16 protein-coding genes, 1 pseudogene and 1 other annotated feature are annotated in these 14,373 nt (G+C 57.6%); of the genes and pseudogenes, 7 read left to right on the forward strand and 10 right to left on the reverse strand.

What is annotated here, in order from left to right; all coding sequences use genetic code 11:
- Positions 1–248: 248 nt before the first annotated feature.
- Positions 249–482: a hypothetical protein gene (locus tag FMM72_RS01695; RefSeq protein WP_160210242.1), complete on the reverse strand. Its 234-nt coding sequence runs from the start codon at positions 480–482 to the stop codon at positions 249–251.
- 49 nt (positions 483–531) lie between these two features.
- On the opposite strand from FMM72_RS01695, the pseudogene FMM72_RS17305 reads away from it, so the two are divergent.
- The 3 genes and pseudogenes from FMM72_RS17305 to FMM72_RS01705 all read left to right on the forward strand — a co-directional run.
- Positions 532–1,227 (forward strand): annotated as a pseudogene (locus FMM72_RS17305) (D-alanyl-D-alanine carboxypeptidase family protein); the annotation flags it as partial.
- Positions 1,228–1,302: 75 nt separating this feature from the next.
- The gene (locus FMM72_RS17310; protein ID WP_279285965.1) at positions 1,303–1,842 is read left to right on the forward strand and encodes a hypothetical protein; all 540 of its coding nucleotides are present in this window, start codon (positions 1,303–1,305) and stop codon (positions 1,840–1,842) included.
- Positions 1,843–1,965: 123 nt separating this feature from the next.
- On the forward strand, positions 1,966–3,054 hold the full coding sequence (locus FMM72_RS01705; RefSeq protein ID WP_160210244.1) for a DUF4349 domain-containing protein: 1,089 nt from the start codon (positions 1,966–1,968) through the stop codon (positions 3,052–3,054).
- Between the two features lie 497 nt (positions 3,055–3,551).
- Here the strand turns inward: FMM72_RS01705 and rplL are convergent, their stop codons facing one another.
- From rplL to FMM72_RS01750, 9 genes are all read right to left on the reverse strand, one after another.
- Positions 3,552–3,929: a 50S ribosomal protein L7/L12 gene (gene rplL / locus FMM72_RS01710; RefSeq protein WP_160210245.1), complete on the reverse strand. Its 378-nt coding sequence runs from the start codon at positions 3,927–3,929 to the stop codon at positions 3,552–3,554.
- A gap of 40 nt (positions 3,930–3,969) precedes the next feature.
- Complete coding sequence (gene rplJ, locus FMM72_RS01715) at positions 3,970–4,500, reverse strand: 50S ribosomal protein L10 (RefSeq protein WP_160210246.1); 531 nt, start codon at positions 4,498–4,500, stop codon at positions 3,970–3,972.
- Between the two features lie 76 nt (positions 4,501–4,576).
- Positions 4,577–4,730 (reverse strand) — a sequence feature (ribosomal protein L10 leader region).
- A gap of 69 nt (positions 4,731–4,799) precedes the next feature.
- Positions 4,800–5,492: a 50S ribosomal protein L1 gene (gene rplA / locus FMM72_RS01720; RefSeq protein WP_162220392.1), complete on the reverse strand. Its 693-nt coding sequence runs from the start codon at positions 5,490–5,492 to the stop codon at positions 4,800–4,802.
- 57 nt (positions 5,493–5,549) lie between these two features.
- Positions 5,550–5,975, reverse strand: coding sequence for a 50S ribosomal protein L11 (rplK, locus tag FMM72_RS01725; protein ID WP_160210248.1), 426 nt, complete (start codon positions 5,973–5,975; stop codon positions 5,550–5,552).
- 113 nt (positions 5,976–6,088) lie between these two features.
- Positions 6,089–6,613 carry a transcription termination/antitermination protein NusG gene (gene nusG, locus FMM72_RS01730; RefSeq protein WP_006876588.1) on the reverse strand — a complete coding sequence of 175 codons (525 nt, stop codon included), beginning with the start codon at positions 6,611–6,613 and terminating at the stop codon, positions 6,089–6,091.
- Between the two features lie 33 nt (positions 6,614–6,646).
- On the reverse strand, positions 6,647–6,871 hold the full coding sequence (gene secE, locus FMM72_RS01735; protein ID WP_160210249.1) for a preprotein translocase subunit SecE: 225 nt from the start codon (positions 6,869–6,871) through the stop codon (positions 6,647–6,649).
- 21 nt (positions 6,872–6,892) lie between these two features.
- Positions 6,893–7,042: a 50S ribosomal protein L33 gene (rpmG, locus tag FMM72_RS01740; RefSeq protein WP_006876590.1), complete on the reverse strand. Its 150-nt coding sequence runs from the start codon at positions 7,040–7,042 to the stop codon at positions 6,893–6,895.
- A 227-nt stretch (positions 7,043–7,269) separates the two neighbouring features.
- Entirely contained in the window at positions 7,270–8,592 is a 1,323-nt protein-coding gene (locus FMM72_RS01745; RefSeq protein WP_162220393.1) for a S8 family serine peptidase, read from the reverse strand.
- Between the two features lie 33 nt (positions 8,593–8,625).
- Positions 8,626–9,567 (reverse strand): AEC family transporter, encoded by a 942-nt coding sequence (locus FMM72_RS01750; protein WP_162220394.1) that lies wholly within the window; start codon positions 9,565–9,567, stop codon positions 8,626–8,628.
- A gap of 244 nt (positions 9,568–9,811) precedes the next feature.
- Here FMM72_RS01750 and FMM72_RS01755 point away from each other — a divergent pair, with 244 nt between their 5' ends.
- The 4 genes from FMM72_RS01755 (at position 9,812) to argS (ending at position 14,327) form a co-directional block, all read left to right on the forward strand.
- Positions 9,812–10,885, forward strand: a complete 1,074-nt coding sequence (locus FMM72_RS01755; RefSeq protein ID WP_162220395.1) for a D-alanine--D-alanine ligase family protein — start codon at positions 9,812–9,814, stop codon at positions 10,883–10,885.
- A 205-nt stretch (positions 10,886–11,090) separates the two neighbouring features.
- Entirely contained in the window at positions 11,091–11,900 is an 810-nt protein-coding gene (murI, locus tag FMM72_RS01760; RefSeq protein ID WP_162220396.1) for a glutamate racemase, read from the forward strand.
- A 91-nt stretch (positions 11,901–11,991) separates the two neighbouring features.
- Positions 11,992–12,420, forward strand: a complete 429-nt coding sequence (locus FMM72_RS01765; protein WP_243151680.1) for a DUF1934 domain-containing protein — start codon at positions 11,992–11,994, stop codon at positions 12,418–12,420.
- Positions 12,421–12,632: 212 nt separating this feature from the next.
- Positions 12,633–14,327: an arginine--tRNA ligase gene (gene argS, locus FMM72_RS01770; RefSeq protein WP_162220397.1), complete on the forward strand. Its 1,695-nt coding sequence runs from the start codon at positions 12,633–12,635 to the stop codon at positions 14,325–14,327.
- The last annotated feature ends 46 nt before the right edge of the window (positions 14,328–14,373 follow it).

The following is a 14,373-nucleotide window of genomic DNA, read 5'->3' on the forward strand; positions in this document are numbered from 1 at the left end:
AAAAGGGGTAAAATAAACGCCTTGCGTTTATTTTACCTTGAGCAAAGCGAAAGGTAAAATTGGCCATTGGGGCGGCAGCGGGCTGCGCCCGCGTATCGCCCTGGCCATGAAAGAGGTAAAATAAACGCCTTGCGTTTATTTTACCATATTTTAAGCCTGCCTGCAATGCAGGATTTTCCGATTGACCTCGCGCGCTTGAATCCGGCCGAGAAGCAGCGCGATTCGATACAAAGCCGCTCTTCGGCTTTTTAATCCCGTTTCCGGCGGCGGGAGAATGGAATTTCAACGATGAAAAAAATATTCGCGTTTTTGGCCGCGCTGACGGTCGGCTGCTCTGCTTTAACCGCGCCCGTTTTTGCCGATGGATCAAGCTCCGCCGCGTCGCAGACTTCGTCGGACAGCTCCTCTGCTTCTTCAAGCGGGTCCTCCTCGTCCGCACCGGAGGAGGGGGAAGGCGGCTCCGCCGGCGATAAAAGTACCAATTCAGCGTCGCTTTATACGCCTCCCGATGAGGACCTTTTACAGTCGCGGGGCATTTTCATGCTTAACATCGACTCCGGAGAGCGCGTATATGAACGCAACTCACAGGACAAAATCCATCCCGCGTCCCTGACAAAGATTATGACGGCTGTCGTAGCACTCGAGAGCGGCCACGACCTCAAAGTGGAAACGACCGGCCTGAAGGTGTATATTCAAAATTATATCTACAATCAGCAGGCCGGCGGAGGCGGCATCTATCAGGGCGACCAGTATGTATTGTACGATCTGCTCAACGCCATGCTGATTCAATCGGTCAACGAGGCTTCCATGATGATCGCCGATTACATCGGCAACGGCAGCATTGAGGATTTTGTCGCAATGATGAACCAAAAGGCTAAGGAAATCGGTGCGATGAACACGCATTTCGGCAACCCCTCGGGCCTGTATCTTGAGAGCGAGGAGAGCTATACAACAGCTTATGATATGGCGCTCATCGCACAGTACGCCATGCAGAACAACGATTTCGCTGAAATTGTGTCGCGCACAGCCTATACATCGCAGCCAACGTCCCGTTACCCCGAAGGCATCACCTGGACCACCACCAATAAAATGATGATCCCGAACCAATGGGAGGGCTATTATTACGAGGGCATCAAAGGCATCAAAACTGGTAGCCTGCCCGATCAGGATGTCATCAATTTTGTTTCCACCGCAACGCGTGACGGATATACCTATCTGCTTGTCTGTCTCGGAGCGCCCTACCGCAGTCCCGATACGCAGGAGATCTATCAGTACAACCTTGCTTTTAAAGATACGGAACGCCTGTATAATTGGGCGTTCGATACCTTCTCTGTCAAAACGCTGATGAAGCGCGGCACAAAGGTGGCGGGCGTCAATGTCCGTATGTCATGGGATGAGAATTATGTCGACCTGCTTGCCGATGAAAGCTTTGCGCGCCTTGTCCCCAAAAACGCCACGGAGGACGATATTGAACCGCGTGTTGAAATCTACAACGCGGTCGAAAAGCCGATCCGCGGCCAGAAGGGAAAGACGGAGCAATTTATCGGCGCCCCGATTGAAAAAGGACAGGAGGTCGGCGTCGTCCATCTGTACTTCCAAGGTGAGGAGATCGGCAAGGTGCCGCTGGTTGCCTCCAAAACGATCGAACGCAGCCAGGCGCTCTATTATCTGGAACAGGTCAAAGGCTTTTTCGACACTTTTATCTTTAAATTTGTCCTTACGCTTGTTATTATTCTGATCGTGCTGTATACAGCCCTGATGATTGTGCGCAACCATAACCGCCGCCGTTATCAGAATCGGCGCAGGCGGCCTCCGCAGCAGCGACCAAGGCCGCGCAGGTAATTATGCACAAAAAAGCCCGCTCCCTTTTTGGAGCGGGCTTTTTTGTGCAGGGATTCGCCCTCTTTCGCGCACTGATAAGGCAGAACAGAGATGCCATCCATCACAAATAAAGGAGGATCTGATATGAAAAGGAATTTTCTCCCGCTTTTTGCGGCGGGGCTTTCCCTGGCCGTATTGTTGTCCGGATGCGGCGCAAGCTCCGGGAATTCGTCGCAAGCTATCGCCAGTGTATACCAGGAGATGCCCGCGGCAACGGAGACCGCTGCGGATTACAGCGCCGGCTTTTACGACGCCGCCGCTCCCGCGGAGATAAATTACGATATGGGCGGGGAAAACGACGATGCGGCCAATGAAGTCGCCACGCCAGCCGGTGGACCTTCCGAGGAACAGAGCGCCGGCGCGCAGCGCAAAATCATCCGGCACGCCAATATGACGCTGGAGACAAAGGCCTTCGATGAGGCGCTGCGGGAAATTGAATCACTCGTGACTGGCAGCGGCGGTTATATCGAAAGCCAGAGTATCGATGGGCAAAGCCTGAGCTACCGGGGCGACTATTTTGAACGCAGCGCCTCTATCATGGCGCGTATCCCAGCGGAAAAGCTTGACGAAGTTGCTTCCCAGGTCGGAACGCTTTGCAACGTCGTCTCCCGCAGCGAATCAATGGACGACATTTCCGATACCTATTTCGACGCGCAGGCGCGTTTGGAAACGCTTAATATCCAGGAGGAACGCCTGCTTTCCATTCTGGAAAAAGCGGAAAGCCTGGAGGATGTTATTACGCTCGAAAGCGCCCTGAGCGATGTGCGCTATGAGATTGAATCGATCACCGCCTCCCTGCGGCGTATGGATTCCCAGGTGACGTATTCGTATCTCAATATGGATTTACGCGAAGTTGTTGAATATCAAAAGATCAGCGACCAGCCGCCGACCTTCTCCAAACGGCTTTCCAATGCCTTCACAGAAGGGATCGACTCGATCGTCGTCTCGCTTCAAAACGCGATGCTTATCTGCGCGGCCGCCGGTCCAGTGCTGGTCGTATGGCTGGTCATTCTCGGCCTGCTTGCCTGTGCGATCATCCTGATCGTCCGCCGCATTCAGCGGCGTGCGGATCAAAAGCGTGCCGCCAGGAAAGCCGCCGCACAAAACGCCCGCGCCGACCAGCCGCCTGCCGTCAATATTCCTCCCAAGGAGCCTGGGGACAAGGTGAAATAACCGCTTTGCGGTTATTTCACCGTTTATGGCCAGGGCGATACGCGGGTGCGGCCCGCTGCCGCCCCAATGGCCAATTTTATCATGCCGCCTCGCGGACATGATAAAATAACCGCTTTGCGGTTATTTCACCGTTTATGGCCAGGGCGATACGCGGGTGCGGCCCGCTGCCGCCCCAATGGCCAATTTTATCATGCCGCCTCGCGGACATGATAAAATAACCGCTTTGCGGTTATTTCACCGTTTATGGCCAGGGCGATACGCGGGTGCGGCCCGCTGCCGCCCCAATGGCCAATTTTATCATGCCGCCTCGCGGACATGATAAAATAACCGCTTTGCGGTTATTTCACCGTTTATGGCCAGGGCGATACGCGGGCGCGGACCTTGCCAGCACAGCGCCTTCACACGGGGAAACCTGCGTGAAGGCGCTCTTTTTGCTTTTGCGCAAAATAAAAAGGCGCGCGTCCCAAAGGACACGCGCCTTTTTATTTCAGATAAGCTTACTTCAGCTCGACAGTCGCGCCGGCTTCCTCCAGCTTCGCCTTGATATCCTCGGCGTCAGCCTTGGAGATGCCCTCCTTGACCGGCTTAGGAGCCTCGTCAACGAGCGCCTTAGCCTCTTTCAGACCCAGGCCGGTGATCTCCTTAACCAGCTTGATGACGCCCATCTTGGAAGCGCCAGCGCTGGCCAGGATAACGTCGAACTCGGTCTTTTCAGCCTCGCCGCCGCCAGCAGCCGCAGCCGGGCCAGCAACCATAACCGGAGCTGCAGCGGAAACGCCGAACTCCTCCTCGATGGCCTTGACAAGCTCGTTCAGCTCAAGGACCGTGAGGGTTTTGATATCTTCTACAAACTTCAGAATTTTCTCAGAAGCCATGATCAGTTACCTCCTATAATCGTTTTTACACAGGCGCGCCTTATTCGGCGGCAGCTTCTTCGGCGGGTGCGCCCTCGCCGTTCTTTTCGGCGATCGCGTTGATCGCAACGGCCAGACCCCTGATGTTGCCCTGCAACGCGCTGCACAGCATGGAGAGCAGCGTCTCCCTGTTCGGCAGCTTGCCCAGCTCGGCAACCTTCGCGGCGTCAATCACGCCGCCGTCGACAAAACCGGCTTTCACCGTGAATTTGTCCTTATGGTCCTCGGCATACTTAGTCAGGATTTTGGCGGCGGCCACCGGATCGTCCTTGCTGACGGCAAGGGCGGTCGGCCCTTCCAATACGGAATCAAGCGCCTCATAACCGACTTCCTTGGCCGCGAAACGGAGCATGGTGTTCTTGACGATCGAGTATTCGACGCCAGCCTCTCTCAGTTCCTTGCGCAGCTTCGTGTCATCGGCGACAGTGATGCCTTTGTAGTCGACCAGAACGCCGGCGGTCGCAGCCTTCAGCTTTTCAGTCAGCGCGACAACCTCGTCCTTTTTTTTCTGGAGAATCTTCTCGCTTGGCAAATTCGTTCACCTCCAAGTCGTTCATCAATCGGGCACGCAGGCCCGGCGGCGGATGCCATCCGCCTAAAACCGTCCCGGCGCAAACAAAAATGGCTCTTTCCACAAACGGAAAGAGCCTGTTAACCGCGTGAACACACACGGATATCCGCACCTTTCCTCGGCAGGTAAGACAATCTGTCTTTTCTGTCCTTCCGGACACCTGCTGTCTTAGGACAGCTTTTATAGTATATCATCCCATGGGCGGGATGTCAAGACGCTTTTGCGGGGCATATGCCCCGCAAAAGCGAATCGATCAACAATTAAACGAACCGGCCAGGATTGATCTTGATGCCAGGCCCCATCGTCGTAGCGACGACGCAACTCTTGACATACTGGCCCTTGGCGGCGGCCGGTTTGGCCTTTACGATCGCGCTAAGCAGCGTGTCAAAGTTCTGCTGGAGCTTTTCGACGCCGAAGGAAACCTTACCAATCGGGCAGTGGATGATGTTGGTCTTGTCGAGCCTGTACTCGATTTTACCGGCCTTGGCCTCTGTGACGGCGCGCGCAACATCCGGGGTGACGGTGCCGGCCTTCGGGTTAGGCATCAGGCCGCGCGGTCCGAGAATCTTACCGAGACGGCCGACGACGCCCATCATATCGGGAGAGGCGATGACAACGTCGAATTCCATGAAGTTTTCCTTCTGGATACGCTCCATCAGATCCTCGCCGCCAACAATTTCAGCGCCCGCGTCGACGGCGGCCTGAACCTTGTCGCCCTTGGCGAAAACAGCGACGCGCACCTTTTTGCCGGTGCCGTTGGGCAGCACGACGGCGCCGCGGACCTGCTGATCGGCATGACGGGAGTCAACGCCCAGGCGGACGTGCACCTCGACGGTTTCGTCGAACTTGGCCTTGCCGGTCTTTGTGCAGAGATCAAGCGCCTCCGCCGTATCATACAGCTTGAGGCTGTCAACCAGCTTCGCGCTGTCGGAATATTTCTTACCGTGTTTCATTCTGATATTTCCTCCTTAGAGTGGTCATTAGCGGATTTTTCCTCCCACCCGGGCGTTTCAGTCTGCGACTTCGATGCCCATGCTGCGGCATGTGCCGGCGATCATGCTGATCGCCGCGTCAATGCTCGCGGCATTGAGGTCCGGCATTTTTGTTTCCGCGATCTTCTGGAGCTGGTCCCTGGTGATCTTGCCGACCTTTGTCTTGTTCGGCACGCCGGAACCGCTCTCAAGGTTCAGAGCCTTCTTGATCAGGACGGCCGCGGGCGGCGTCTTGGTGATGAAGCTGAACGAACGGTCGGCATAAACGGTAATGACGACCGGGATAATCATGCCCGCATCGTTCTTGGTGCGCTCGTTGAATTCCTTTGTGAACGCCATGATGTTGACGCCGTGCTGACCGAGCGCCGGGCCGACCGGCGGCGCGGGCGTCGCCTTGCCTGCCGGGATTTGCAGCTTGATAAAGCCGACTACCTTCTGAGCCATAAAAAAGCACCTCCAAAATTAGTGGTTCCTGTCGGAACGGGCGGTCCCGTTCCTCCCACAAGCCGGCTTGCGCCGGCTCATACGCCGGAATTGCACCGGCATCCTCAAAAAGATTAATTCAGGGTTTCGACCTGGTCGAGTTCAAGCTCGACAGGCACATCCTTGCCCATCATCGAAACGGTCACACGTACAAGCGCGTCCTGAAGGTCGATTTCATCGACCGTGCCGATGAAGCCTTCCAGATAGCCGCCGCTCACGCGGACCGAATCGCCAACCGCGAAGTTGACCTCGATATTGCGCTGCTCGACGCCCAGGCGCTGGACTTCCTCCTCGGTCAGTGGGACAGGCTTGCTGCCCGGGCCGACGAATCCGGTCACACCGCGAATGTTGCGCACAACATACCAGCTGTCGTCGGTCATAATCATTTTCACAAGCACATAACCCGGAAAAATCTTGCGCTCGACCTCGCGTTTTTTGTTGTCCTTGATTTCCGTAACCGTTTGGGTGGGCACCTTCACCTCGCCGAACAGGTCGTGGAGTTTGCGGTTTTCAACCGCCTTTTCAATATTCGTGGCGACCTTGTTCTCATAACCGGAATAGGTGTGCACCACGTACCACCGCATTGCGGAATCAGACATGCGAATACCTCCCGCTCAAAGCCGTTATCTTTGTCACAGCAGTTTGACGAACAGGTCGAGCAGTCCTTTTGCAATCAGGTCCAAACAGCCCACGAACACAGCGGCGATTATCACCATGACGATGACGATGCCAGTATTGTTGACAATCTGCTTTTTGTCGGGCCAGACGACCTTTTTGGTTTCGCCCTTGATATCCTTGAAAAACTTCTTGGCGCGTGCGATGAAACCGGGTTTTTTCTGTGCTGCGCTATCTGCCATGGTAAAGCCCGCCTTTCATCATCACTTTGTTTCCCTGTGAAGGGTGTGCTTGCGGCAGAACTTGCAGTATTTGTTCATCTCAAGTCTGTCGGGATCGTTTTTCTTGTTTTTCATCTTGTTGTAGTTGCGCTGTTTGCACTCCGTGCAGGCCAGAGTAATCTTCACTCTCATGTTATCGGCACCTCCTGATTATACCGGATTTTTTTGCCTCCCTCGTAAAGGAAACACATGGTTTTTGGACATAAAAAAATAACCCTTTTAGAGGTGTCCTTATCATAGCACAGCCAGCCTGTCCCGTCAAGGGGCGAAGCGGCATTTTTTACCGATTTTCACACGTTTTTTCATGCGGCCGGCAATTTTACAGGCGCGGGGCATACGTGCCCCGCGCCGCATTTTATTTATGTAGCCGGACAGGCGCCGCTCCAGCAGGGCACCGGCTTACCGTTTATCTTCCCGAGCAGCGCCGCGGGATTCACCAGGCGTCCATAAGAATATTGCCGGCCTTCATGCAGGAGCGAAAGCGGCTGCGCCGTCTCGATAGCCGCGCCTGTGAACTGCTCAAACGTCACATCGGGGTCGACCTGGCAGGCAAGCGCGTACAGTCCTGCTATATACGGGATCGCCCAGCTCATGCCGCCGTTCACATAGTACGCGTATTCGTCCGTTCCGGACGGAGAAGCCGCCGTTCGCCGGTCCATCGGCACGAGCAAGGCCCTTGACGTGGTATACTCCCCGCCAAACAGGGCCGGCTGCCAGAAACGCCCCGGCAGCCGCTGTGCCGGATCGTTCGGATCGCCATAGGGCGCGCGGCCCGCGCCCATATAATTTTTCATCATCCGGTCGCTGTCGCTTACATAGACGACTGCGATCCCCGCGGCGCGCGCCCGTGCGATCGCCGCGTCCATCTCCTGCGCGCCTGGCGTATCCGGCATATATCCAAGCGATATTGAAATTACACGGATCTTTTCATCGGCCGCAAGCGTCTCGTTAAGCGCCACAAACCGGTCTATATCCCGCGCGTAAAAGCGCATATCCTGCGTGTATGTCTCGTCCTTATATGTGCCGGTGTCGTCCGCGATATAATAAAGCAGCGCGTCCGGCGCAACGCCGGCTGTTTCTCCAAGCGCGATCGACGCCACGGCTGCGCCGTGCATCTGCGCCGCCTGCTGCGCAGCCGTGTTGTACTCCTCATAGAAACGAAGCCTGTCTTTATATTCCTGATGGTCCGTCAGCAGCGTCTGGTCAATGATTGCGATACCGACACCCTTCCCCGTGATCCCCTGCTCATGCAGGATGCGCACGCCAAGGCCCGGATCTCGCCCAAGCTCCATCAGCTTTGACAGATCCAGCCCCTCCGGCAGAGTATCCGGCCACTTTGTACGGCCGTCGAACGACGCGTTTTCCAAAAGCGCGCCCGCCTGTGAAAGATCCGCGCCCGACAGGTCGGCCCCCCGCACATCAACGCACCCTGTTCTGTCCGGCTCCAAAAGCTCCTCCGCGCTCATCCCTTCCGTCCACATGGCCGTGTTCGCCTCGGGCCGCCGCGCGATCGTCCCGGCCCGCGGCGCATCGCCCGCGGCAGGCCCCGCACTGTTGGAGGCAATCTGTGAAGCCGCTGTCCCGGATTCCGCCCGCGTCTTTTGCGCGGGCGCGCCGCAGCCGGCCAGAACGGCCAGCGCGCACAGCGCAGCGGCTGTTTTACAAATCTGTTCTTTATTCACCGTCAAAATCCCTTCTTAACTGTTAAGGCTCGTTTAAAATATGTATCCCGCCGCGCCAAGCCCGAAAATCCACAGGAACATTGTCAGCACGGAAAACAAGGAGGTAAACACCACCAGATGCCCCGCCAAATCCGCGTCGGAGTCCATGGACTGCGCCATGTTAAACGACGAAGCGGCCGTCGGCGCGATGAGCATGCTGACAAGGCCGACCAGCTCGACACCGCGAAAGCCCGCCCAGATGCAGACCGGCAGCGCCAGCGCGGGAACGACCACAAGCCGGCACACGACAGCGGCGGCGATCTGGCGCAGGTTGCCGCGCACGGCGCCGAAATTGAACAGGCCGCCCAGCACGATCAGCGTCAGCGGCGTAGCGCAGCGCGTCAAGTCGCGCACCGCCGATTCGACAAATCCGGGCAGGCGCACGCCGAGCAGCAGCGTAACAAGCGCCGCCGCCGCTGCGACGATATAGGGGTTGGCCGCAACGCTGCGCGCCAATGTTAAAGGGCGCACGCGGCCGCCGCGGAATATTTCAAGCGCAATCACCGCCAGAACATTGTAAAACGGCACGACGGCAGCCACCAGAAGCGAGATCGGCCCGATGTTCCCCTCGCCGCACAGCGCCGTACCGATCGCCGTGCCGAAGATGACAAAGTTTGTGCGGCCAATCCCTTGGATCATTGCGCCGCGCCGTTTATTTGACTTTTCAAAGCGCGGGACCGTTAAAAACAGTAGTCCCCAGACCGCTGCCTGAAGCAGAAGCGCAAACCCAAGCAGGCGCGGATTAAAGATATCCGCCACATCCGCCGTATAGATATTATAATAAAGGAGCAGCGACAAAAATACTTTAAAACAGACGTTGTTGAGCCGCTCGAGCGTCTCACGGTCCAGAAGGCCCCCCATGCGCAGCAGGCAGCCGAGCGCCAGCATCAGAAACATTGGCGCCACCACATTGACCGCTGTTTGCAGGCTTTGCACAATCCCCACTCCCCACACATTGTTATCTCCATAGTACCGGGGCGCGCGGACAAAGTCAAGCTGTGCGTTTGTGATTTTCGATCATTTTCACACACCGGGCCGGCGAAATCCATACAGGTTTCCTCATTGCGGACTATCGGCGATTGTGCTAGAATATAATTTGATTACCTATGGAATAAAAAACGCGTCCGCACTGGCGGGCGGCCCGGAAAGCACGCCGGGAAACGAATGCGGAGGGATTTTCTTGGGCAAAAAAACTGTGGCGGTTTTGTTCGGTTCCATTTCAAGCGAATATGAGGTTTCGCTGCGTTCGGCCGCGTCCGTGCTGCGCAATATCCCGCGCGACCGCTACGATGTGGTGATGCTCGGCATTACAAAGGACGGGCGCTGGTTCGAATACGCCGGCTCCATCGACGATATCGAATCGGACCGCTGGCTACAAAACGGCCCAATCACGCCGGCTTTCATCAGCCCGGACCGATCGGCTGGCGGAATTCTGCGCCTTTCGCCCGACGGACCGCAGACCGTCGCCGTCGACGCTGTGTTCCCCGTGCTGCACGGCGAGCACAGCGAGGACGGAACCATCCAGGGGCTGTTTGAGATGGCGGGGCTTGCCTATGTCGGCTGCGGCGTGCTCGCCTCGGCAGCCTGTATGGACAAGGCGGTCACACACACCGTCCTGGAAGCCGCCGGCATTGAAATGACGCCCTATACGGTTTTGACGCGCCGCGCGCTCGCACATTTTGACGAGACGGAGCGTATGCTCGCCGCAAAGCACGGCTATCCGATGTTTATCAAACCGGCCAATACAGGTTCCTCCGTCGGCGTGGGCAAGGCGAAGGACGCTGGCGGGCTGCGCGCGGCGCTTTCGGAGGCGTTTCGCTTTGACCGCAAGGTCATCGCCGAGACGGCTGTCGTTGGCGACGAGCTTGAATGCGCCGTGCTTGGCAACTTCGACCGCGCCGAAGCGTCCTGCGTCGGCGAGATCGTACCGCGCCATGAGTTTTATGACTATAGCGGCAAGTACCTTGATGATTCGACCGACCTGTATATCCCGGCGCGCATCGCCGGCGAAGCGTCCGAGCGCATCCGTCAAGCGGCTGTGCGCGCCTTTGCGGCGATGGGCTGCACGGGCCTTTCGCGCGTCGATTTCTTTTTGACGCGTGATGGGCGCGTTGTGCTCAATGAGATCAACACGCTGCCGGGATTCACATCGATCTCCATGTATCCAAAGCTGTTCGAAGCCGTGGGCGTCCCTTATCCGGAGCTGATCTCCCGGCTGATCGAGCTGGCGTTTGACAAACATGCAGACATCTGATCAGTCAAACCGGCATTGACGCAACGCCGCGCGGCCTGTTTAGAGCCCGTATTCACAACCGGAGGATGCAGGGCAGGCGAGGGGGTGTACCCGGTCAAGGCAAATTTTTGCAGGTTGGCTGTCACGTGGAGCGGGGGCAAAAGGCCCGCCTGGACAGCGCTTGGCGGCTGCGAATACAGTTTTTTAAAAGGAAAGGGGTGCCATCATGGATCAACGCGCCATCGGCGTCTTTGACTCGGGGCTTGGCGGGCTGACAACTGTCCGCGAGCTGCGCCGGCTTTTGCCGGAGGAACGCATCGTCTATTTTGGCGACACCGGCCGCGTGCCGTATGGCAGCCGCGGACGCGAGATCATACGCAAATACGCCGTGCAGGACATCCGCTTCCTGCGCCGGTTCGATGTAAAAATCATCATCGCGGCGTGCGGCACGGTCAGTTCCGTTATCACGCCTGAAATCGTGGAGTCGGCCGGGGTCCCCTTTTCCGGCGTCGTGCTGCCGGCCGCGCAGGCGGCGTGCGCCGCCTCCACCAACGGCCGCATCGGCGTCATCGGCACGGCCGCGACGCTGCGCTCCGGCGCTTACGGACGTGCCATCCGCGGCATCCGTCCGGACGCGCATACCTTCGGCAACGCCTGTCCGCTGTTTGTGCCGCTTGTGGAAAGCGGTTTTATCCAGCCGGACAATGAGATCACCATGAAGGTCGCGCAGACCTATCTTCAGCCGATGATTGAAAACGAAGTCGACACGCTGATCCTCGGCTGTACGCACTATCCGCTGATCCGCCCCGTCATCGACCGCCTGCTCCAGTCGCGCGTCACGCTCATCGATTCCGGCGCGCAGGTGGCGCGGTGGGCGCAAACGCTGCTCACACGCGAGGACATGCTTGGCGCGGGAAACGGCGGCGCGGAATATTATGTCAGCGATTCGCCGGAGATGTTTATCGAAACGGCGGGGATTTTTCTTGGGGAGGATGTTCACGGCAATGTCACGCAGATCGACCTTGACACGCTCTGACCGCTCTTTGGAGCCTGTCCGGACCGTGCGCAGGCGCAGCAGCGCGGCGCGCACGCAGAACGCGCCGACGCGCGGGAAAAGGATGTTATTTATGAAAAAGGACGTTATTATTGAAATCCGGGGCGTCTACCGGCAGGAGGGCGACGAGGACGAAATCGAGCTGTTTACAACCGGCTCCTATTATAAGCGAAACGGCAACTATTTTATCGCTTATGATGAATCGGAGGCGACCGGCTTTGAAGGTACGCGCACGCTTTTAAAGGTGGAAAACAACGACCGCGTGACGCTTTCGCGCAGCGGCGCCTCCAGAAGCCAGCTCATCATTGAGCGCGGCGTGCGCCATCAGTGCCATTACGACACCGGTTACGGCGCCATGACCATCGGCGTTTCAGGCGACCGCATCGTTTCGCACCTTGGCGACAGCGGCGGAAGGCTTGAATTCGCCTATTCCCTTGATGTCAACACGCTGCTCGCGAGCGAAAACGCCGTCTATATCAATGTGCGCGAGCAGCCGCAGTAAGAACCTGTATTCACAGCCGTTGAATACCGCCCAGGCGGGTCTTTTGGCCCCGTCCAGTGTTAAATTTTCTTGCCGGGCGACAGCCCGCCTGCAAAAATTTGCCTTGACCGGGTACAAACCCCCTCGTCTGTCCGGCATCCTTCGGCTGTAAATACAGGTTCCAAGCGTATCCTTGCAGAAAACAGAAATTTCCAGAACAGGATGTGTAATGCATGACCAATCCGGTTTCCCAAGCAAAACAGGACATCGCGATCCTGCTTGACGGCGCGCTTGAGCGCGCCGTCGAATCAGGCGCCCTGCCGGCCGCGTCCGAACTGCCCGATTTTGTCGTCGAGATCCCGGCGGACACGTCGCACGGCGACTTTGCCTCCAACATTGCCATGGCGTGCGCGCGCCCGTTTAAATGCGCGCCGCGCAAAATCGCCGAAGCCATCTGCGCCGCTCTCAATCTGACCGGCACCGTTTTTGAACGCGTTGAGATCGCCGGACCGGGCTTCATCAATTTCTTTTTAAGCCCCCGCTGGTTCGCGGACGTTGTGAAAAGCGTGCTCTCGGCCGGCGCGGATTACGGCCGCACGGATTATGGGCGCGGCGAAAAGGTGCAGGTTGAGTTCGTATCGGCCAACCCGACCGGTCCGATGCATATGGGCAACGCGCGCGGCGGCGCGCTCGGCGATTGCCTGGCCGCCGCGCTTGACTGGTCGGGGCACAATGTAACGCGTGAATTCTACGTCAACGACGCGGGCAATCAGATCGAAAAGTTCGGCTGCTCGCTGGAGGCCCGCTACCTGCAAATTTTTAAGGGCGAGGACGCCGTCGCCTTCCCGGAGGACGGTTATCACGGAGACGATATCCGCGAACGCGCGCAGCAGTTCGCCGATCAGTACGGCGACCGCTTCGTCGGGTCTGAGCCGGACGCGCGCAGGCAAGCGCTTGTCGATTTCGCGCTGCCGCGCAACATTGAAAAGCTCAGGGCGGACCTGGAACGCTACCGCATCCATTACGATGTATGGTTTCGCGAAAGCGAGCTGCACCACGGCGCGATTGACGAGGCGATCCGTGTGCTCACCGCGCGTGGCATGACCTACGAGCAGGACGGCGCGCTTTGGTACCGTGCCACTGAAAACGGCGGCGAAAAGGACGAGGTGCTTGTGCGCGCCAACGGTTTTCCGACGTATTTCGCGGCCGATATCGCCTATCATTATAATAAGTTTGCCGTGCGCGGCTTTGAGCGCGTCATCAACGTCTGGGGCGCCGACCACCACGGCCATGTGGCGCGGCTCAAGGGCGCGATGGACGCCATCGGCCTGAACGGGGACAAGCTCGACATTGTGCTCATGCAGTTTGTGCGCCTGATGCAGGACGGCAAGCCCGTCAAGATGTCCAAACGCACAGGCAAGGCAATTTCCCTCACCGATCTGATCGAGGAAGTGCCCGTCGACGCGGCGCGTTTCCTCTTTAACATGCGCGAACCCAATTCGATGGTCGACTTTGATCTGGACCTTGCGGTTGAGCAGTCGATGCAGAATCCTGTTTACTATGTCCAGTATGCGCATGCGCGCATCTGCTCGCTGCTTAAAAAGCTGGAGGATGAGGGCGTCGCGCCGCGCGCCTGCACCTATGACGAACTGTGCGCCCTGCGCGCGCCCGAGGAGATCGAGCTGATCCGCACGCTGGCTCGTTTCCCGCAGGAGATTATCGATTCCGTGCGCGGCTACGACCCGGCGCGCCTGACAAAATACGCCGCTGATCTGGCGGCCATATTCCATAAATACTATACCGTTCACCGCGTGCGCGGCGAAGCGGAACCGCTGATGCAGGCGCGGCTGAACCTCTATCTGGCAACGCGCACTGTGATCGCAAATGTTCTTGGGATGCTCAGGATCACCGTTCCTGAGAGCATGTAACAACAATGGTCCCCGACTCCCAGGGGCTGTTTTGGAGGATAACTGA

The organism is Anaerotruncus colihominis, assembly GCF_010206195.1.
GTDB lineage: Bacteria > Bacillota > Clostridia > Oscillospirales > Ruminococcaceae > Anaerotruncus > Anaerotruncus colihominis_A.